General features: G+C 63.3%; 15 protein-coding genes, 1 tRNA gene and 1 pseudogene. 6 read left to right on the plus strand and 11 right to left on the minus strand.

Annotation, left to right across the window (positions count from 1 at the left end; all coding sequences use genetic code 11):
- Nucleotides 1-17: 17 nt before the first annotated feature.
- Nucleotides 18-2,453 carry a type I restriction-modification system subunit M gene (locus QF047_RS02675; protein WP_307273638.1) on the minus strand — a complete coding sequence of 812 codons (2,436 nt, stop codon included), beginning with the start codon at nucleotides 2,451-2,453 and terminating at the stop codon, nucleotides 18-20.
- A 641-nt stretch (nucleotides 2,454-3,094) separates the two neighbouring features.
- Between QF047_RS02675 and QF047_RS02680 the strand changes: the two genes are divergently transcribed.
- A complete protein-coding gene (locus QF047_RS02680; protein ID WP_307273641.1) occupies nucleotides 3,095-3,421 on the plus strand; it encodes a hypothetical protein in 327 nt (108 codons plus the stop codon).
- 135 nt (nucleotides 3,422-3,556) lie between these two features.
- On the opposite strand, the gene QF047_RS02685 is transcribed toward QF047_RS02680, so the two are convergent.
- The 5 genes from QF047_RS02685 to QF047_RS02705 all read right to left on the minus strand — a co-directional run bounded on the left by QF047_RS02685 (nucleotide 3,557) and on the right by QF047_RS02705 (nucleotide 10,827).
- A tRNA-Pro gene (locus tag QF047_RS02685) sits at nucleotides 3,557-3,633 on the minus strand.
- A gap of 84 nt (nucleotides 3,634-3,717) precedes the next feature.
- Nucleotides 3,718-5,544: an ABC transporter ATP-binding protein gene (locus QF047_RS02690; protein WP_307273643.1), complete on the minus strand. Its 1,827-nt coding sequence runs from the start codon at nucleotides 5,542-5,544 to the stop codon at nucleotides 3,718-3,720.
- The gene (locus tag QF047_RS02695; RefSeq protein WP_307273646.1) at nucleotides 5,541-7,349 is read right to left on the minus strand and encodes an ABC transporter ATP-binding protein; all 1,809 of its coding nucleotides are present in this window, start codon (nucleotides 7,347-7,349) and stop codon (nucleotides 5,541-5,543) included. Before QF047_RS02695 ends, QF047_RS02690 begins: the two co-directional genes overlap by 4 nt.
- Nucleotides 7,350-7,560: 211 nt before the next feature.
- Nucleotides 7,561-8,508: a metallophosphoesterase gene (locus tag QF047_RS02700; protein ID WP_307273648.1), complete on the minus strand. Its 948-nt coding sequence runs from the start codon at nucleotides 8,506-8,508 to the stop codon at nucleotides 7,561-7,563.
- A 6-nt stretch (nucleotides 8,509-8,514) separates the two neighbouring features.
- Nucleotides 8,515-10,827, minus strand: coding sequence for a transglycosylase domain-containing protein (locus QF047_RS02705; RefSeq protein ID WP_306635667.1), 2,313 nt, complete (start codon nucleotides 10,825-10,827; stop codon nucleotides 8,515-8,517).
- Nucleotides 10,828-10,864: 37 nt separating this feature from the next.
- On the opposite strand from QF047_RS02705, the gene QF047_RS02710 reads away from it, so the two are divergent.
- From QF047_RS02710 to QF047_RS02720, 3 genes are read left to right on the plus strand one after another with little or no spacing between them, the layout of a single operon-like run.
- Nucleotides 10,865-11,020 (plus strand): DUF4177 domain-containing protein, encoded by a 156-nt coding sequence (locus QF047_RS02710; RefSeq protein WP_003797879.1) that lies wholly within the window; start codon nucleotides 10,865-10,867, stop codon nucleotides 11,018-11,020.
- 1 nt (nucleotide 11,021) lies between these two features.
- On the plus strand, nucleotides 11,022-11,555 hold the full coding sequence (locus tag QF047_RS02715; RefSeq protein WP_306635664.1) for a RidA family protein: 534 nt from the start codon (nucleotides 11,022-11,024) through the stop codon (nucleotides 11,553-11,555).
- A 15-nt stretch (nucleotides 11,556-11,570) separates the two neighbouring features.
- Entirely contained in the window at nucleotides 11,571-12,482 is a 912-nt protein-coding gene (locus tag QF047_RS02720) for an NUDIX hydrolase (protein WP_306635662.1), read from the plus strand.
- An 11-nt stretch (nucleotides 12,483-12,493) separates the two neighbouring features.
- On the opposite strand, the gene QF047_RS02725 is transcribed toward QF047_RS02720, so the two are convergent.
- Both QF047_RS02725 and QF047_RS02730 read right to left on the minus strand, forming a co-directional pair.
- Nucleotides 12,494-12,676: a hypothetical protein gene (locus QF047_RS02725; RefSeq protein WP_307273655.1), complete on the minus strand. Its 183-nt coding sequence runs from the start codon at nucleotides 12,674-12,676 to the stop codon at nucleotides 12,494-12,496.
- Nucleotides 12,677-13,196: 520 nt separating this feature from the next.
- Entirely contained in the window at nucleotides 13,197-13,874 is a 678-nt protein-coding gene (locus tag QF047_RS02730) for a Crp/Fnr family transcriptional regulator (protein WP_009359192.1), read from the minus strand.
- A gap of 184 nt (nucleotides 13,875-14,058) precedes the next feature.
- Between QF047_RS02730 and QF047_RS02735 the strand changes: the two genes are divergently transcribed.
- Nucleotides 14,059-15,243, plus strand: coding sequence for a MarP family serine protease (locus QF047_RS02735; protein WP_306635658.1), 1,185 nt, complete (start codon nucleotides 14,059-14,061; stop codon nucleotides 15,241-15,243).
- A 13-nt stretch (nucleotides 15,244-15,256) separates the two neighbouring features.
- Here QF047_RS02735 and aroQ read toward each other — a convergent pair whose 3' ends face one another.
- Nucleotides 15,257-15,715, minus strand: a complete 459-nt coding sequence (gene aroQ, locus QF047_RS02740) for a type II 3-dehydroquinate dehydratase (RefSeq protein WP_307273658.1) — start codon at nucleotides 15,713-15,715, stop codon at nucleotides 15,257-15,259.
- Nucleotides 15,716-16,002: 287 nt separating this feature from the next.
- Here aroQ and QF047_RS02745 point away from each other — a divergent pair.
- A pseudogene (locus QF047_RS02745) lies at nucleotides 16,003-16,122 on the plus strand (LacI family transcriptional regulator); the annotation flags it as partial.
- A gap of 10 nt (nucleotides 16,123-16,132) precedes the next feature.
- Here QF047_RS02745 and QF047_RS02750 read toward each other — a convergent pair.
- Both QF047_RS02750 and acs read right to left on the minus strand, forming a co-directional pair.
- Nucleotides 16,133-16,921 carry a DeoR/GlpR family DNA-binding transcription regulator gene (locus tag QF047_RS02750; RefSeq protein WP_307273661.1) on the minus strand — a complete coding sequence of 263 codons (789 nt, stop codon included), beginning with the start codon at nucleotides 16,919-16,921 and terminating at the stop codon, nucleotides 16,133-16,135.
- Nucleotides 16,922-17,023: 102 nt separating this feature from the next.
- Nucleotides 17,024-19,042 carry an acetate--CoA ligase gene (gene acs / locus QF047_RS02755; protein WP_307281723.1) on the minus strand — a complete coding sequence of 673 codons (2,019 nt, stop codon included), beginning with the start codon at nucleotides 19,040-19,042 and terminating at the stop codon, nucleotides 17,024-17,026.
- Nucleotides 19,043-19,186: the final 144 nt, after the last annotated feature.

Raw genomic sequence — 19,186 nt, forward strand, 5'->3', positions numbered from 1 at the left:
TTCATCATGTGAGAAATTCACTTGACCCCCATTTCGGTTAGATGAACGGCAACTTTTGCGCTGTACTCTTCGAGTTCTGACTCCAGGTCTGCCACGGTCTCGTCATATCTCTCGCCAAGTTCCCGAATACGAGCCACGAGGTTGTGCGCCAGCTTCGCTATTTCACTGGTGATGCCGGCGGTGATTGACGCATGCCACTTATCCTCAAGAACCAGTGATCTGACATCTTGTTCCGTAAGGTGCCCGTACTGGGCTAGTGCTGCAGCATCGAGTTTTGCCTGTCCATCCTTAGCTAGCTTCTTGGCGCTAGCCTCGGCATTGAACAGTTCGAGTAGATAGTTAAGCGCTTGAACTTCGTCATCGTTGGCGTCTCCGCGCCTTACATCTCTGAGTCGAGCTGCGACGAGAGCCTTGGTGATCTTGCCCTCGTCCATGGCGTCAGCAAGGAGTCCGTCCTCAACGGCGTGCTCTTCGGTGTATTCCTCGATCTGAATTGTGCAGAGATCCGCCTTGGCTGTGAGCTCGACAGTCTGGGTCTGTTCGCTGGCAAAGTATCGCGAAATAATCAACGCTGGCGGGATGAGGTCCATCTTGTATTTGATTGAGCTTCGCCCTGAACCAAGGACTAGGTCGGGAGTTTCGGTTATCTTGCGGTCTTTGTCCTCTATGGTCTTACGAGGGTTAGCTGCAGCCCTCCAACCTTCATTCATGATCAGGAAGACATCATCGTGCATGGTGCTGTGCCAGTACGTCATGAGCCGTTCGTAGACGTCGTACTCGTTGAGCAGAGGGGTGTTCTTGAACCTGTCAAGAAGGTCGTCACCTAGGATGGTGATCAGCTCGTTGGGCTTGGTTGTTTCGTCGATCGACTCCAATTCCGATCGGTGGTCGCTGAACCAATCAGCAACTTGGGCACGAATTTTCTCCGAGAAGTTGGTGAATTCAGCTGCATCTAGGATGGCCTGCTGCACGTGGGAAATATCCACAGTCAACTCGCTGTAGCCATCCTGGCTGCTGCCACGGAAGAGCTTTTCGCGCAGGTTTGGGAACGCGTCCCAGCTGTCGCTGAGTGCCTCGATGTCCCGATTGGGGATGCCGCCGTGCAGGTGAGCGTATAGGTCTTGCATATCGTCGGGCTCGGACGAGTCAATGTAGCGGGCGATGTTGAGGTTGAAATCGTTCGCGGCGTTGCTTATTTCAGTCAGTGGCACCATGCGTGAATAGCGCTCGATCTCCAGCTGATTAGTGAAGGTGTCGACTATCTTGTGCATGTCTTGAGAGCGCAGCCGGTTCTTGTTTCCGTCCTTGAGGAAGCCCTTAGAAGCGTCGATCATGAATACGCCGGTTCGGGACTGAGCGTTTTCTTTGTCCAGCACGATCACGCAGGCCGGGATGCCAGTACCGTAGAACAGGTTCGCGGGCAGTCCAATGATTCCCTTAATGAAGCCGTGTTTTAGTAGCTGCTTACGTATTACTCCCTCGGCATTGCCGCGGAACAGCACTCCGTGGGGAAGGATCACAGCGGCCTTACCGGTACTCTTCATTGATTTGAGAATATGCAGTAAGAACGCATAGTCGCCGTTCTTTTCCGGAGGCATGCCGTATTCAAAACGACCGAACTCGTTCTCGAGACCGTTACTCCAGGACTTGATAGAGAACGGCGGGTTAGCCACGATGAAATTGAAGGTGTCGAGGGTATCAGCAACTGTAAACTGCGGGTTGGTGATGGTATCGCCCTTGCGAATGTCGGCGATCTCGTTGCCGTGGAGGATCATATTCATCTTAGATAGAGCCCAGGTCGCGTTGTCCTTTTCTTGGCCATAGATGGTCAGGCCGTGGCGGGACTCTGCAGCCACCTTCAGTAGCAGGGAGCCTGAGCCACAGGTCGGATCGTACACAGTGGCTGACCGCGGGGTTTCATCGGTGACGCCGATTAGTTTGGCTAGCACACGGGAGACCTCGGCGGGGGTGTAGAACTGCCCTTTTGACTTGCCGGATTCGGTGGCAAAGTGGCGCATGAGGTACTCATAGGCGTCGCCCAGAAGGTCATCTCCCTCTGCGCGGGAGCCGCGGAAGTCGAGTTCTTGGAATATGGTGACTAGTTTGGAGAGTCGGTCGACCATCTCCTTAGCTTTACCGAGCTTTTCATCATCGTTGAAGTTGGCGAGATCGATGACATTCTCCAAATTATTGGCTTCTGCCAGCTTGGAGATGATTTTGTTGATCTTGTCGCCGATCTCCTTATCACCCTTCAGAGCGACCATGTCGTCGAAGGAGCCGCCGACTGGGACCTCGATAAGGGAGTTTGGGTCCGTCTTGGCTTTATCGGACACATACTTCATGAACAACATCGTCAGGATGTAGTCCTTGTATTGGCTAGCATCCATGCCGCCTCGCAGCTCGTCACAGCTCTTCCAGAGTGAGCTGTAAAGGTCTGATTTCTTGAGCGCCACGGTTCGTACCCCTTGCGTTGATCCTGGTTCAGTAGAACTTGTCATGCGGTCAGTCTCCAGCCGCACGACGGCAGCTACTTAGTGTTGATCTCAATCTACCGGGGAGAGGCGGCCAATCAGATTAGGCCGGATATCGGGAGATAGGTCCGCGGGTGGGAGAAGCCTCAACCGGGCCCGCTAACTGGCTGCAAGTGCAGGAGGTTTTGAGCTCGCGGAGTGGTGCGGGTTCGCGTGACCGTATCCACAACCACTTTCTCAAGGGGCATGCTCTACTGCGGCAAGTGTCTTAAGCTCGGCCGACAGAGCCGTGTCATCTATACGGAGGCAAAGGGGAGGGGTGGCACCATTCACGAATACTTCTTCTGCCGGGCTCGTCAGGAAGGCAAGTGCGACCTTCCGTATCTGCCGGCTTACCTCGTCGAGGACAGCGTGGCTGATTCTTACAGCCGACTCGTTCTCGACGAAGACTTCAAACAGGATGTGCGCAGGCGACTGGAAGATGCCCTCCTGGGTGAACAAAAGGACATCAAGGAGATGTATGCGCGGTACACCAATCAGCTGAAGGAAGTCGAAGCCAAAGAGGTCGCCTCGTCGACGTTGCCGCTGACGGCATCCTGCCTGCGTCGAAGGTTCGCGAGAAGATGCACGAGCTGCCTGTACAGCGTTCCCGTATTGAAGATAGTCTCGCCAATATCGGTGAAGAGATTGCCGTAGGTGGTCAGCTGCTTACCAAGGCGCTCGATCAGATTGCCGACCCGAAGGCGTACTACGAGAAGGCAACGGACAAGGTTCGGAGGCTCCTTAACGAATCCTTCTTCCTGCGATTCTTTGTCTATCAAGACGGCGCGGTTGGTGCGGATCTTAACGAACCGTTTGACGACATCTTCGCCGCCCAGACCGCCTTCCGCGCGTCCAAGACGCCGCATACGGTACCTTTGGTCCAGGATCGTCCCAATCGTCCCAAATAGGGTCGTTTTCGGGCGATTCAGGCGTACTCGCCCCGCAATTCCGGGGAACCAAAAATGGCGCCGATTTCTCGACGCCATCTCTGTTGTTCAAACTAAAGTCGCTTTATTCAAACCATGGTTCGAATAAAGCGACTCTGGTCGGGATGACAGGATTTGAACCTGCGACCTCTTCGTCCCGAACGAAGCGCGCTACCAAGCTGCGCTACATCCCGATCCGCTGCAAAAGCAACTTTACAAGGATAGCCGATGCGGGTCCCCGATGCGAAATCCTGAAAGCCCGCGGTCGTTTTCCTGCGTCAGACCAGGGAGTCTTTCCACGCACCGTGCAGGTCGGCGAATCGTCCGCCGCCGCCGATCAGTTCCGCGGGCGAGCCGTCCTCGACGATCCGGCCGTCATGGACCACCAGTACCCGGTCCGCGGTTTCCACCGTGGACAGCCGGTGCGCAATGATCAGCGCCGTCCTGCTGCCGGCGTCCGTCCCCGCCAGCAGCCGGGCCAGCCCGTGCTGCACCAGCCTTTCGGAGGGGATGTCCAGTGAGGACGTGGCCTCATCCAGGATCAGCACGGCGGGGCGGGCCAGGAACGCCCGGGCGAAGCTGATGAGCTGGCGCTGCCCGGACGACACCCGGCCGCCGCGTTTATTGACATCCGTGTCATATCCTTCGGGAAGCTCCAGGATGAAGTCATGCGCGCCCACTGCCTTCGCTGCTTCCTCGATTTCGGTGCGGGAGGCCTCCGGCCGGCCCAGGGCGATGTTGTCGGCAACGGATCCACTGAACAGGAAGGCTTCCTGGGTGACCATCACGATGTTCCGCCTCAGGTCGGTGGTGCTGAGGTTGCGCAGGTCCACGTCGTCCAGGGTCAGGGACCCGGCGGAAACATCGTAGAAGCGGGCGATCAGCTTGGCGAGGGTGGATTTCCCGGCACCGGTCTGGCCCACCAGGGCCACCGTATGGCCGGCGGGGATGTGCAGGTTCAGCCGCGGCACGATGAGCGGGCCGTCGCCGTACCGGAACTCCACATCCTTGAAGTCGATCGACCCCCTGGCGTTGTCCAGTGCTACCGGGTTCCTGGGCGGGCGGACGGTGGGCACTTCCTCGAGGAGCCCGGACACCTTTTCCAGGGCCGCCTGGGCGCTCTGGAAGGAGTTGTAGAACATCGCCATCTGGTCGACGGGCTGGAAGAACCGCTTGGTGGACAGGATGAGCGCCAGCAGCACCCCCACCGCGAGGTCGCCGGTGAGGGTGCGGAAACCGCCAAAGAGCAGCACCACGGCCACGCAGACGTTCCCGATCAGTACCAGCCCCGGCTGGAAGATGCCGTTGAGGTTGATGGAGCGGACGGTGACCAACCGGTAGTCCTCGGCGAGCTTCCCGTACCGGTCAGCATTTTCCTGTTCCTTGCGGAAAGCCTTCACGGCACGGATGCCGGTCATGGTTTCCACGAAGTGCACGATCAGCCGCGCGGAGACCACCCGGGATTCACGGAACACGATCTGGGAGTGCTTCTGGTACCAGCGGGCCAGGAAGAACATGGGGACACCTGCGGCCAGCACCAGCAGGCCGCTGCGCCAGTCCAGGGCGAACACGGTGACGGCGGTAAAGATCATGAACAGAAGGCCGGAGGCCAGTGAACTGACGCCGGAGTCCAGGAGTTCGCGAAGGGCCTCCAGGTCCGAGGTCTGCCGCGCGATGATCCGCCCGGACGTGTATTTTTCGTGGAACTCCAGGCTCAGCCGCTGTGTCTGGCGGAACACCCGAAGACGCAGGTCCAGGAGCATGGCCTGGCTCAGCTTCGCGGTGGACGTCACGTATAGGGCGGTCAGTCCCGCCGTCGCAAAAGCCGCCAGCAGATAGGCGACGCCGGTAAGCACCAGGGGCAGGTTGTCTCCGGCCTGCAGGGCGGGCAGCGCGTGGTCGATGCCGAAGGCGATCAGTGCCGGGCCGGCCACGCGGGCCGCCTGCGAAAGGACCACCGTGGCTATGGTCAGCCAGAACCGGAGCTGCACCGGCCGGATCAGGCTGCGCAGCAGCGCCAGCGACCGCCGTCGGACGGCCCTGCTGTCACTCTTGCTGAGGTGGGCATTGTCCTCGTTGGCCGTGCCGAAGGTTGTGGTGCTCATCGGGTCACTTCCTCTGCCTGGTCCTCAAGGGCGGACAGCTCGGAGTCGAGGTCTCGTGGTTCCTGGTCCAGGCTGGCGATGACGTAGCGGTAGTGGTGGTTGCCCGCCAGCAGTTCGGTGTGCGTGCCGACGGCGGTGATGCTGCCGTCCTCCAGCAGCGCCACACGGTCCGCCAGCGCCACGGTGGACGGGCGGTGGGCCACGATCAGTGTTGTGGTCTCCTTCAGTACGGCCCGGAGCCGCGTTTCCACAAGTTCCTCGGTCTGGACATCCAGGGCAGACAGCGGATCGTCCAGCACCAGTACCCTGGGGCGCGCAGCGATGGCCCGCGCCAGCGCGATCCGCTGCCGCTGCCCGCCGGAAAGGCTGAGCCCTTCGTCGCCAATCAGCGTGTCCACCCCCTCGGGCAGGGAGTAGGCGAAGTGCGCCTGGGCCACGTCCAGGGCCTCATCGAGGACGGCGTCCGTCCGCACGGGGGCGCCGAGCAGGACGTTGTCCCGGACCGAATTGGAGAACAGGGTGGTGTCCTCGAAGGCAACCGCGACGATCCGGCGGAGCTCCTCAACCTCGAAGTCCCTCAGGTCCACGCCGTCGATGGTGATGGCCCCGCCGGAGACGTCGTACAGGCGCGGAACGAGCTGGATCAGCGCACTTTTGCCGCTGCCGGTGATTCCCACCAGCGCCATGGTTTCGCCAGGCCGGACATCGAGGTTGATTTCCTTCAGGATGGGCTTGTCCGGGGCATCCTCAAAAGCGAACGTGGCCTTATTGAAACGGAGCCCACCGGCGAGTTGACCGGGCCGCCGGGACTCCGCAGGACTGGTGATGGTGTTGGGGGAGTCCATCACTTCGAAGTGGCGGTCGACGGCGGTCTTGGCGGTGAGTGCCATGGCCAGCAGCATGCCGGAAAATTCCACGGGTGAGGCCATCACCGCGGCGGTGGCGAAAAACGCCACGAGCGCGCCGATGCTGAGTTGCCCGCTGGCGCACAGCATCACGCCGACCACCAGGCCGGCGCCGAGGGCGAGTTCGGGAAGCAGGGTGACCACCATGGTGAAGGTTGCCTGGTGGCGTGCCTTTTCGATCTCCGTCTGGCGGAGCTCCTCGGCCTGCTCGTTGAAGTTTTCGAGCGCCTCCCGGCTTCGCCCGAACGCTTTGAGCACGCGGATGCCGTGGACTGATTCCTCAACGGTGGTGGCGAGATCACCGGCCTGGTCCTGGCTGCGGCGGGCCACCCTGCTGAAGCGGGTGCGGAACCGGAAGCTGTAAGCCATGATAGGCACCGCCGCGGCAAGGAAGATGAGGGCAAGCTGCCAGCTCATCACAAACATCACTGTGATGCCGATGATCACCGTAAGGGTGGTGACCACCAGCATGATGGCACCGAACGCCATCCAGCGTCGCAGGAAGTTCAGGTCCGTCATGGCACGCGACAACAACTGGCCGGATCCCCAGCGGTCGTGGAAGGAGACGGTCAGATCCTGGAGATGGCCGTACAGCGAAACCCGCATTTTGGTTTCCACCGTCGTGGCGGGGTTGATGACGAACTGCCGGCGGAGGGCCACCAGTCCGGCTTCGGCCACGCCCAGTACCAGGATGACGCCCGCGGAAATCCAGACCGCTTCCGATGCGCCGCCGGGCTTCAGTGATTCGTTGACCAGCACCCGGAGGACCTGCGGGATGGCGAGTGCAACAACGCTGGCCAGTAACGCGCAGAGAAGTCCCAGCAAAAGCCGCGGGAGGATCGGCCGGACGTGGGGGTAGAGGCGACTGATGGATCGAAAAAATGGAGTTTGCTTGGCCATGCCTGCTTCTCAAGCTCTAAAACGAATGTAGTTTCCCGTAGCAACTACCCTATGCCATGGCGTGAGGCGATTCACAGGCTTCCCTACTCCCCGTGAAGCTTGGCGAGTTATTGCGTTGCGCAATGGACGGCCGGCCCTGCCCGCCCGTGCGCCATCAGTTATGGTCCCCAAAAGCGATGGTTGGGAACCACGAGTGATAGGGCAAGGGGGACTAATGGGGCGGGGTGAGGGTGAGCAGGACCGCTTCGGGCTTGCACGCGATGCGGATCGGGGTGAAGCGCGAGGTGCCGATACCGCCCGATACGTTCACCGGCGTCGTACTGCCGTTGCTCTGCCAGTCGTTCAGGCCTTTGGCCCGCCAGGTGGGGAGGTCGCAGTTGGAGACCAGGGCGCCGTACCCGGGGAGGCACAGTTGGCCGCCATGGGTGTGTCCGGCGAGCAGGAGGTCCGCGCCGTCCTCCGTAAAGTGATCGAGCACGCGCTGATAGGGGGCGTGGATAACCGCGACGCGGAGGTGCGGAGTGGCGTCCTGGTTGACGGTGCCGCGCGGCCAGCCGGCATACCGTTCCCGGTTCAGGTGGGGATCATCCACGCCGGAAAAGTCGAAGCGGATGCCCTTCAGGACCACCGACTGGTGCCGGTTGGTCAGGTCTATCCAGCCGCCCATGCCAAAGCCCGAGCGCAGGCGCGGCCAGTCCAGCCGGGCCGGTTTTGGCTTCACCTGGGACGGGCCCAGAAGGTACGATGCCGGGTTCTTCGGGCTGGGAGCGAAGTAGTCGTTGGAACCGGGGACAAACACGCCCGGGAACTCCATGAGGGGGCGGAGCGCCGCCAGCAGCGGGTCCACCGCTCTAACGTGGCTGAGGTTGTCGCCGGTGTTGACCACCAGGTCCGGTTCAAGGCCCGCAAGGGACTGCAGCCAGGCTGCCTTCTTGTCCTGCCCCGGGACAAAGTGGATATCGCTCAGGTGCAGGATCCGGAACGGTGCCTGTCCGGGCGGGAGGATGTCCAGTGTCTCTTCGCGGAGGACAAACTGGTTTTTCTCCCACAGGCCGTACCCGAAGGCCGCCAGTCCTGCCGCTGCCCCGGCCCCCGCGGTGACGGCAAAGCCGCGCCCGATAGTCCGGGCGCGGCTGGCCAAAGCGCTGGTTGAAATCATCGGCGGCTAGCCGTTCCCGTTTCCATTGCCACTATTGTTCCCGTTTCCGTTGCCGTTACTGCTTGGCTGCGGTGCTGGCTGGGGGGCGACCGGCGCAGCCGGGGCCTGGGTGGCCTGCGGCGTGGAGGGAGTGGTCCGTGTAGTGGTGCCGTTCAGCAGGTTGCTGGGCGGCGCCGGGAACGGATTAGTGCCGTAGGCAGGAGCGATCTTCGACATGAAGTTGGAGAACATCGGCCCGGCGATCATGTAACCGTCGATGCCCGGGTAGAACTTCCCGTTGACCGTGATGTTCTGCCCGGCGCGGTCCTGGGCGCCCAGTGCGTCACCGAACCAGGCAGCGGTGGCCAGGCCGGTGGTGTGGCCGACAACCCAGGTGGAGCCGTTGTTGTTGGACGTACCGGTCTTGGCGCCGATGGGGAAGCTGGTCCGGGTGGAAATCCTAGGCTGGATGAGCGAGCCGGAGCCCCGGTTGAGGACTTCCTGCAGTGCGTAGTTCACGCCGCGGGCCACCTCGGGCTTGATGGCGTCCCGGCAGCTGGTGGACTGCGCAGGCAGCTGCTTCCCCGTTGCATCCGTCACCGAGGTGATGGCGATGGCCTCGCAGAACTTGCCGTCGTTCGCGAACGTGGCGAACGCGCTGGCCATGGTCAGCGGGGACGTCTGGGTGGAACCCAGGAGGTTGCCCAGCGTGGACATGTTGACCTTGGGGTTCGGCTCGTCTGCCGACGGCAGGCCGCTGTGGAGTCCGACGGCGTCAACCACCTTCTGGATGCCGCAGAAGTCGAGCTGGGCTGCTGAGGCGAAGGTCACCGTGTTGATGGAGTTGTACAGGCCCTCGAGGACGGACAGGTTCCGGTACCACTGGGGTTCGGCGTTCTGCAGGTCGTCTGCCGTGCCGAGGCCCTGGTTCTTCTGGGCGGTGCTGTAGCCGCCGGTCACCTTGCCGCAGGTGTTCCGCCACGGGAAGTTGAGCGGGTAGATGCGCTGGGCGGCGTTGACCACGGTGTTCATGGACTTGCCCTCATTGAGCCACTCCGCGAACGTGAACGGCTTCATGGTGGAGCCGGGCTGGGCGCCGCCCATACCGTTGAGGTCGTTGCCGTCCTTGTCCAGCTTGTCCACGTTGAAGTTCAACTGGGAATCGAAGCTGGCCTTGCCGGGCAGGAACGATGTGTTCTGGGCCATGGAAATGATCTTGCCCGTGTTGGGCTGCACCGAAACCATGGCGGCACCCCACTTGTCCGGGTTGGCGCCGGCGGAGGCGTTGACCTGCTCCTGGGCCACGGCCTGGGCGTTCGGGTCCAGGGTGGTGGTGATGGTGAGGCCGCCGCCGTAGATCAGGCGCTGGCGCTCCTTGAGGTCCGCGCCGTAAGCGGTGTTGTTCTCCAGCAGGTGCAGGATGTAGTCGCAGAAGTACGGTGCGGTGGACGCGTAGGCGCAGCCCTGCTTGGGCTGGGTCACCTTGGTCTCCACGGGAGTGGCGACGGCAGCGTCGTGTTCCTCCTGGGTGATCTTGCGCTGGTTCAGCATCAGGCCAAGGACCAGGTCGCGGCGCTCTTTCGAGCTCTCAGGGTTGGTGATGGGGTCGAACGCGGAGGGGCTGTTGACCAGGCCGGCCAGCAGTGCAGCCTGCGGAAGGCTGAGGTCCTTGGCAGAGGTGCTGAAGAAGAACTTGGAGGCAGCCTCGACCCCGTACGCGTCACGGTTGAAGAACACGATGTTCAGGTAGCCCTCAAGGATTTGCTCCTTGCTGAACTCCTTCTCCATGGCGATGGCCAGCTTCATTTCGCGGAGCTTGTCGCCCACGCCCTTGTTCACACCGTTGAGCTTGATCTGGTCCTCGTTGCCCTCGGCGGCGAGGTTGGCGTTGAGGACGTTGTTGACGTACTGCTGCGTGACGGTGGAGGCACCCTGCTTGTTGCCGCGCGCTGTGCTGACCAGGGCACGCAGGATGCCGGTGGTGTCCACACCGCCGTGTTCATAGAAACGGCTGTCCTCGACCGCGATGACAGCTTCCTTCATGAATGGCGAAATCTGGTCCAGCGCAACCTTGGTCCGGTTCTCGGTGTAGACGTTGGCAATCTCGCTACCGTCTGCTGCCAGGATCCTGGTGGTCTGGTTGGGCGGGTCAACCTTCAGCTCTGCCGGAAGGGTGTCGAAGAACTCGATCGAACCACTGGCCGCGCTGCCTGAGACTGCCGCCGCGGGGACCAGCAGGCCTGCTACCAGGACACCACAAATTGCACTCACGCCAAGGAAAACGAGGATCTTTCCAAGGGTGGTGGCAGTGTCGAATAATGGGTTCTTACGAGGAGCCATGTTTTCCACTTTACCGGCAAGGACTAGTCTTTCTCTCATGACCAAATGGGAGTACGCCACGATTCCGCTCATTATCCATGCCACAAAACAGATCCTGGACCAGTGGGGAGATGACGGCTGGGAGCTCGTCCAGGTAGTCCCCGGACCGGACGGAAACGGTCTGGTTGCCTACCTGAAGAGGGAGAAGCAGTAGCATGAGCACCTCCGCAGAAGCCCCGTCCGGCACCGCAGCCGCCCCCGTTTCCGCTGTTGAGCAGCGCCTGGCGGATCTTGGACTGACCCTCCCCGACGTTGCCGCCCCGGTGGCGGCCTACGTTCCCGCCGTGATCTCCGGCAACCACGTTTACACCTCGGGCCAGCTGCCCTTTATTAATGGCAAACTCCCAGCAACCGGGAAAGTTTCCGCCGGCACCGAAGGCTACGCCGACGAGCCCACTGTTTCGCCCGAAGACGCACAGCAGTACGCCGCGGTCTGCGCCGTCAACGCCCTGGCAGCCGTCAAGAGCGTCATCGGCGACCTCGACCGCATCACCCGCATCGTCAAGGTTGTGGGATTCGTCTCTTCGGACCCGTCGTTCACCGGACAGCCCGGCGTCATCAACGGTGCTTCGGAATTGTTGGGCCGCGTCCTCGGTGACGCAGGCCAGCACGCCCGTTCCGCCGTCGGCGTTTCCGTGCTGCCGCTCGACTCTCCCGTAGAGGTCGAACTGATCGCTGAATTCAGCTAGGACCGGTCGCTTCCTTTGCCTCAACTCGCCCGACGCCTGTTCGCACTCCCTCAGGACCTTGAAGGGGCAGCGCAGAGCTGGCTTGAACATGGCGAGAGGAGCCCCCGGGCCGCTCGCTTAGCATCATCTGTTGTCCTGCTGCGTGATTCCCCCACCGGCCTCGAAACCTGGCTTGCTTACCGGCCCGGTTCCTCGCCGCTGGGGGTCCTCGCCTTCCCCGGTGGCTCCCTGGACGCCGCCGACGACGACCCCGTCGGCTGGCTGGGCCCTTCACCACAGCACTGGGCCGAGCAGATGGGAACGGACGACGTCGGGCTGGCTCGCCGTCATGTGGTGGGCGCCATCCGGGAACTCTTCGAGGAAACCGGCGTGCTCCTTGCCGGCCCGGATATGTCCACCACGTTTGAAGCGACGTCCACATCTGAATGGATGCGTGCCCGCCTCGCCGTGGCCGACCAGGAAAAGACCTTCCCGGAGGTCCTCGGCAAACGGGGGCTGTCCCTCCGGACCGACCTGCTGAAGTCCCTCGTCAACTGGCGCAGCCCGGACTTCGCCCACCGCCGGTTCGATACCCGGTACTTCGCCGCCACCGTTCCGCTGAACCAGCAGCCCGCCCTGCTGGAAGGCAAGGGCGTCTGGGGGCGGTGGGTGAACGCGCACGACGTCATTGCCGGCCGGGATACCACCGCACTGGGCGACGAGGTGGGCCAGGAAAACACGGTAGGCCGCACCCTCGGCGAGCTCCTGGTTCCCGGCTCGGAGATCATGCTCGAAAAAATGGCCATGGCCAACGGCTGCATCGCGTACCTCAGCTACAAACGCAAGGCCCACGTCTACCAGCCGCAGCTCGTGGAGGAAGGCGGCAAGTTGCTGCTCGAGGTCGAGGCCGCCAAGACGGTGGCGGGGGATCACCAGCGGGAACGCTGACCCCGGAAACGCTAGATGCGCCGGAGCGTTGAGTACGGGCGGCTGGGGAGGTTCCCGGCGGTCCACGCCTGAACCGGCGGTTCCAGCGGAATCTGCCCGCGGCCGTCGCGGATCACCAGGACCACCGTGCCCAAAATCGCTGCAACAGAAGCCAGGCCCAGCAGGATCAAAACAACAACCATAGCCACGGACATCGCCATGCACCTCTAAGCTCAATTTTACGCCGCTCCCGGCCCGCTGGTTGAGCTGACCGAACTCGATCCGGTGGTTGAGCTGACGGTGGTTGGCCTGACGGGAGCCGGGCCGGTGGTTTACTTCGCTGTCCCGCCGCCTTTCGCCGTCGCTTAGACACACCGCATAGGGGAGCCCCCGGTCGCTGGGCGACCTCCGGCTCCCGATGCGTCGCGATGCGCTCCTACGCGAAAGTCTGCCACCCAGCTAGGACGCTCCATCACTTTTCGCGGCTTTTGGGCGAACGCTCCATCACTTTTCGCGGCTTTTGGGCGAACGCTCTATCACGTTCCATGCTGATGGGGCGTTGCCTGGAAAGCTGCAGGATGTGATGGGGCGTCAAGCAAAAGGCCCGAGGTCCGGCATCGGGAAGTGTGCGTCAGAGCGACGAAGGAGCAGCACGCGGAGGATGTCGGCCTCGGGCCCAACACCAAGGGGGCATGCAAAAGGCCGCCCCTTGGGGCGGCCTTTGTGCTGTAAGGGCTAGCGGGAGCGCTGGCGGAGGCGCTGCATGTCCAGGATGACCACGGCGCGGGCTTCCAGGCGGAGCCAGCCGCGCTGGACGAACTCGGCGAGGGCCTTGTTGACGGTCTCGCGTGAAGCGCCAACCAGCTGGGCGAGTTCTTCCTGGGTGAGCTCGTGGGCTACGAGCACGCCGTCGGTGGCCGGGCGGCCGAAGCGGTCTGCCAGGTCCAGGAGTGCCTTGGCGACGCGGCCGGGCACGTCGGAGAACACCAGGTCCGAGAGGGAGTCGTTGGTGCGGCGGAGCCGGCGGGCAAGAGCCTGCAGAAGCTGCGCGGAAACCTCGGGCCGGGTGCGGAGCAGGTTGTTCAGGCTTTCGTTCTTAAGCCCGGCCAGGCGGGTTTCCGACACTGCGGTGGCGGTGGCGGTGCGGGGGCTGGGATCGAACAGGGCCATTTCGCCGAAAAGCTCACCCGGGCCGAGGATGGCAAGGAGCGATTCACGGCCGTCCGGGGAAGTGCGCCCCAGCTTTACCTTGCCGGAAACGATGAAGTAAAGCTGATCGCCCTGGTCGCCCTCACGGAAAACCGACGCACCGCGGGAAAGGTCCACCTCGGTGAGCTCGTCCGTCAACAGGCGGAATGCGTCGTCGTCGAGCGTGGCGAAAAGTGGTGCTCGGCGCAGTACCTCGATGTCCATAAAATCTCCTGAATAAAAGTTTCGGCTGTGGCGCTTGTGCCATTGTTTCAGAATTTTCAAGGTTCTGTGACGAACTTGGCAGCCAAAACGCCCAAACGACGGGCAGGAGGGGCGGCGCCAACCCTCAGAAGATTGTCAGCCTGCGCCATTAGAATGGGCCTACAACTGCTTATAAGGAGCCTTAGTGGTCGGCTTGACTGTCCTGGACCTCGTCCTGATCCTGGCGCTGCTGTCCTACCTGGCCTACGGCCTGCGCAACGGCTTCCTCGTCACCGTCGGCGGCATTGCCGGCTTTGCTGCCGGAGCCATCGCCGCCTTTTTCGCAGTCCCCTTGGTGAGCGGCTTCGTGGCGGACTCCGGATGGAGGCTGACAGCCATCGTGGCCGCCGCCGTCGCCCTGGTGGTTCTTGGCCACGGCCTCGGAACCATGATCGGCCGGCAAATCCGCGGGGCTATGCGGATCAGGCCCCTGCGGGCTGTCGATCGCCTCGTGGGCGGCGCCGTGAACTTAGTGGTTTCCGCCCTGGTCATGTCCATGCTGGCCTTCAGCATCGGCTCCCTGGGCGTGCCGTTTGTTTCCCAGCAGCTCGCCGAATCGAAGGTCATCCGCTTCATCGACGGCATGACGCCGGACCCTGTGAAGGCCACCATGGCCGAGCTGCGGTCGGAAGTGATCGGCAACGGCATTCCCACCTTGATTGAAGGCTTGGACCAGGGGCAGGCCGTTCCGGTGCCGGACGCGAGCACTGACACCCCCGCCTTGAACCGCGCCGCCGGATCCGTGCTCAAAATTGCCGGAACGGCGTACCAGTGCGGCCAAAACCAGACAGGTACCGGCTTCGTCGTTTCCGAGGACCGTGTAGTCACAAACGCGCATGTCGTGGCGGGCGTGTCGGAGCCGGTAGTGGAAATGCCCGACGGCGGAGCGATGCCCGGGCGGGTTGTTTACTTTGACACCAAACATGACCTCGCCGTGCTTGCCGTGGAGGACCTCCCCGTCCAGCCACTGCCGCTAAGCCCTGATTTGCCCAACGGCAGCCCCGCAGCGTTCGCAGGCTATCCGCACGGTGGCCCCTTCCAGTCCCGGCCCGCCACCATCCAAGACATCACCACCGTGCTGGTGCCGGACATCTACGGCAGCAACCCGTCGCCCGAAGAGATTTACCGGCTGGCCGGAAATGTTCAGCCCGGCAACTCCGGCGGCCCGCTCTTGACCACGGAAGGGCAGGTAGCCGGCGTGATCTTCGCGAAAGCGACGTCCGACGCCGAGATGGGCTTCGCCATCACGATGGACGACCTGAACCCGGTTGCTTCACAGGCGGCCTCATTGAGCGCACAGGTCTCCTCGGGGCAGTGCATCCAGAAGTAGCCGGAACCGGGCCTCAGAGGACTTCCGCGAGGTAGTCGATGGCCAGCTTGTAGCCGAACACCCCCGCGCCGACGATCACCGCGGAGCATACCGGCGACAAGAATGAGTGGTGCCGGAATTCCTCGCGCTGGTGCACATTGGTGATGTGAACCTCGACGGCGGGAAGCTGCACGGCGGCGAGGGCATCGCGAAGTGCCACGGACGTGTGCGTGAAGGCGCCGGCGTTAAGGACAATTCCCACGGCGGATTCCCGGGCGGCGTGGATGGCGTCCAGCAGCACGCCCTCGTGGTTTGACTGCACGCATTCGGCCCCAAAGCCGTGTGCCTTTGCAGTGCGCGCAGCAAGGTCCTCCACATCAGCCAGGGTGGACGTTCCGTATTTCTCGGGTTCGCGGGTGCCCAGCAGGTTAAGGTTGGGTCCGTTGATTACCAGGATGGTGCCGCGGCTGGCTGTGGTGGTGGCTTCAGTCATGCATGCAAATCTAGTGCGGCGGGGGCCCGGGCGCATTTCTTACGCCCAACAGCCCCCGGTGGTTGAGCTTGTCATTGGGTTTCGACAGGCTCAACCACCGCAAGGGGACTTCTAGAGCGCGGTGAAGCGCAGCAGCAGCGCGTGTTCAGGGTTGAGAATGGGCATGGGCGGGCCCACCTCGGCCAGGAAGCGGCCATTGGCAACAGCACCATTCTCCAGCCAGGCCAGCGGCTGGACCTGTGCGAAGGTGTGGCCGTAGTCGGCATCACCCGGGGCCGGGAAGATCCGTGGCCGCCATGGCGGAAGCTGCGGTGGAAGCGCTGGTGGGAGCCAGCCGCGGCGAGAAGCCCCGACACCGGATCTTCCCCACCAAGCTGCATGTCCGGCAATCCTGCGGCTGTCCCTAGGATTTGTCGACTAGAGGGCGGCGAGCCTCAGCCGGCCCACCTTTTCCTGCAGGATGCGCTGCGCTTCGGTCCCAAGGCCCGGATCGCTGATGACTTCGTCCACTTCCTCCAGTGAGGCGATGGAGCTGATGCCCAGCATGCCCCACTTGGTGTGATCCGCCAGGACTACGGTTTTTCGCGCAGCCGCCACGAAAGCCCGGTCCGTTTCCGCCTCCAGCAGGTTGGGCGTCGTGAATCCCGCGTCGGCGTCCATTCCATGGACGCCGAGAAACAGCACGTCGAGGTACAGCTGTTTCAGCGCACCTGTGGCGATGGGACCCACCAGGGCGTCCGACGGCGTGCGCTCGCCGCCAATCAGGATGACGGTGGAAGCGAAGCGGGCGGCGCCGGCGGAGGCGCCGTGGTGGAAAAGGTCAGCGATTCGTACCGAGTTGGTGACCACGGTGATCCTGGGCCCGTTGGTGAGTTCCTTCGCCAGAGCCCATGTAGTGGTTCCGGCGCTGAGCCCCACAGCCATGCCCTCCTGCACCAGGCCGGCCGCCTCGACCGCTATGGCACGCTTCTCGGCGGTGAGCTGTGTGGACTTCAGGTCGAATCCGGGCTCGTGGGTGCTGGTGTCGCCCGGCATCTTGGCGCCGCCGTGGATCCGCTCGAGGCGCCCGCCTTCCTCCAGCACCTCGATGTCCCGCCGCACCGTCATCAGGGACACTCCCAGCTGCTGGGCCAAGTCCGAGATCCGGACAACCCGTTCGCGCTGGAGAGCGTCCAAAATGGCCTGGTGGCGGGCGACGGCGAGCATCTGGGCGGTTCCTTCGGGGCAGGGAGCAGGACTGCTCCCAGCATACGGCGACGGCGGCGCTGCCCAAGGTGGGCGGCGCCGCCGTCGTAATCCGGAGTCCTGTTACTTTCTGAGCGACTGCGCGATCTGCTGCATGATGGTGGGGTCTGAGAGGGTGGTGGCGTCACCCGGGTCGCGGCCTTCGGCGACGTCCTTGAGCAGGCGCCGCATGATCTTGCCGGAGCGGGTCTTGGGCAGCTCGGGGACCACGAGGATGTTCTTCGGCTTGGCGATGGGGCCGATTTCCTTGCCCACGTGGTTGCGGAGTTCCTGGACGATGTCATCGCCGGAGTCCACGGCGTCGCCGCGGAGGATGACGAACGCGACGACGGCCTGGCCGGTGGTTTCGTCGGCCGCGCCGACGACGGCTGCTTCGGCCACGGCGGGGTGGGAGACCAGGGCGGACTCGATTTCGGTGGTGGAGAGCCGGTGCCCGGAGACGTTCATGACGTCGTCCACCCGGCCGAGCAGCCAGATGTCGCCGTCCTCGTCCTTCTTCGCGCCGTCCCCGGCGAAGTAGATGTTGTCGAACCGGGACCAGTAGGTGTCCTTGTACCGTTCCGGGTCGCCCCAGATGCCGCGGAGCATGGCCGGCCAGGGTTCGCGGATCACCAGGAAGCCGCCGTGCCCGTTGGGGACTGAGGCGCCGTTTTCGTCCACGACGTCCACGGCGATGCCGGGCAGGGGGACCTGGGCGGAGCCCGGCTTGGCGGCGGTGACGCCGGGGAGCGGGGCGATCATTTGGGCGCCGGTCTCGGTTTGCCACCAGGTGTCCACGATGGGGGCTTTGTCCCCGCCGATGACGTTCCGGTACCACATCCAGGCTTCGGGGTTGATGGGTTCGCCCACGGAACCGAGCACGCGGAGGGAAGTCAGGTCGTACTTGTCCGGGATCTCCCGGCCCCACTTCATGAAGGTCCTGATCGCGGTGGGGGCGGTGTAGAGGATGGAGACCTTGTACTTCTCCACGATCTCCCACCAGCGGCCCTGGTGCGGGGAATCCGGCGTGCCCTCGTACATCACTTGGGTGGCGCCGTTGATGAGCGGGGCGTAAGTGACGTAGGAGTGGCCGGTGACCCAGCCGACGTCGGCCGTGCACCAGTACACGTCCGTCTCGGGGTGCAGGTCGAAGACGGCCTTGTGGGTGTACGCGTTCTGGGTGAGGTACCCGCCGGTGGTGTGCAGGATGCCCTTGGGCTTGCCGGTGGTGCCGGAGGTGTAGAGGATGAACAGCGGGTGCTCGGAATCGTGCCCCACGGCCGTGTGCTCGGCCGATGCGGTCTCCACCGTGTCCGCCCACCAGTGGTCCCGGCCCTCGTGCCAGTCCACGTCCTGGCCGTTGCGCTTGACCACCACCACGTTCTGCACGCTGTGGCCGTCGTTCGCGAGGGCCTCGTCCACGGCGCTCTTCAAAGCGCTGGGCTTCCCGCGGCGGTACGTGCCGTCCGCGGTGACCACGAGCTTGGCCTCGGCGTCCTCGATCCTGGACCGGAGCGCGTCCGCGGAGAAGCCGCCGAACACCACCGAGTGCACGGCGCCGATCCGGGCGCACGCCAGGAGCGTGATCACGGCTTCGGGGATCATGGGCAGGTACACCGCCACCCTGTCGCCCTTGGCCACGCCCAGGGACTCGAACGCATTCGCAGCCTTCTTCACCTCTTCGGTGAGCTGGGCGTAGGTGTAGGTGCGGGTGTCGCCGGGCTCGCCCTCGAAGTAGATGGCTACCCGGTCCCCGTTGCCGGCCTCGACGTGCCGGTCCAGGGCGTTGTAGGCGGCGTTGACTTCCCCGCCCACGAACCATTTGGCAAAGGGCGGGTTGGACCAGTCCAGGGCCTGGTCGAAGTCCTTGCTCCAGGTCAGCAGCTCGCGCGCCTGCTTCGCCCAGAAAGCGGGCCGGTCGGCGGCGGCCTCCTCATATTCCGATGCCTTGACCACGGCGTCAGCGGCGAACTCGGGAGTGGGCGGAAACGTCCGGGTCTCGTGCAGCAGGTTTTCGAAGGCATCGCCCTGCTGGCCGGCCTGTCCGCCTTGTCCGGAGCCGGTGGAAGCGGTGGCTGTGGAGCTTGAAGTGTCCTGGGACATGTGAACCTCATCATTCATCGATCTTTGCTGCGCGGGCATCCGCCGCCGGCCGGGCTCCGCCGCCTGCACGGCTCCGGGCACCGGCTGGTCACGGATTTCCGCAAAGAGCTGTTCCGCAACCAAGACTAATGCTTGCCCGGCGGT

The sequence above is a fragment of the Arthrobacter sp. W4I7 genome (assembly GCF_030816215.1).
In the GTDB taxonomy this organism is placed as follows: Bacteria; Actinomycetota; Actinomycetes; order Actinomycetales; family Micrococcaceae; genus Arthrobacter; species Arthrobacter siccitolerans_A.

Coding starts and splice junctions, on each gene's coding strand:
- QF047_RS02680 (WP_307273641.1), top strand. CDS start 3,095: ATGCACGAGCTGCCTGTACAGCGTTCCCGTATTGAAGATAGTCTCGCC.
- QF047_RS02690 (WP_307273643.1), bottom strand. CDS start 5,544: ATGAGCACCACAACCTTCGGCACGGCCAACGAGGACAATGCCCACCTC.
- QF047_RS02695 (WP_307273646.1), bottom strand. CDS start 7,349: ATGGCCAAGCAAACTCCATTTTTTCGATCCATCAGTCGCCTCTACCCC.
- QF047_RS02700 (WP_307273648.1), bottom strand. CDS start 8,508: ATGATTTCAACCAGCGCTTTGGCCAGCCGCGCCCGGACTATCGGGCGC.
- QF047_RS02705 (WP_306635667.1), bottom strand. CDS start 10,827: ATGGCTCCTCGTAAGAACCCATTATTCGACACTGCCACCACCCTTGGA.
- QF047_RS02710 (WP_003797879.1), top strand. CDS start 10,865: ATGACCAAATGGGAGTACGCCACGATTCCGCTCATTATCCATGCCACA.
- QF047_RS02715 (WP_306635664.1), top strand. CDS start 11,022: ATGAGCACCTCCGCAGAAGCCCCGTCCGGCACCGCAGCCGCCCCCGTT.
- QF047_RS02725 (WP_307273655.1), bottom strand. CDS start 12,676: ATGTCCGTGGCTATGGTTGTTGTTTTGATCCTGCTGGGCCTGGCTTCT.
- QF047_RS02730 (WP_009359192.1), bottom strand. CDS start 13,874: ATGGACATCGAGGTACTGCGCCGAGCACCACTTTTCGCCACGCTCGAC.
- aroQ (WP_307273658.1), bottom strand. CDS start 15,715: ATGACTGAAGCCACCACCACAGCCAGCCGCGGCACCATCCTGGTAATC.
- QF047_RS02750 (WP_307273661.1), bottom strand. CDS start 16,921: ATGCTCGCCGTCGCCCGCCACCAGGCCATTTTGGACGCTCTCCAGCGC.
- acs (WP_307281723.1), bottom strand. CDS start 19,042: ATGTCCCAGGACACTTCAAGCTCCACAGCCACCGCTTCCACCGGCTCC.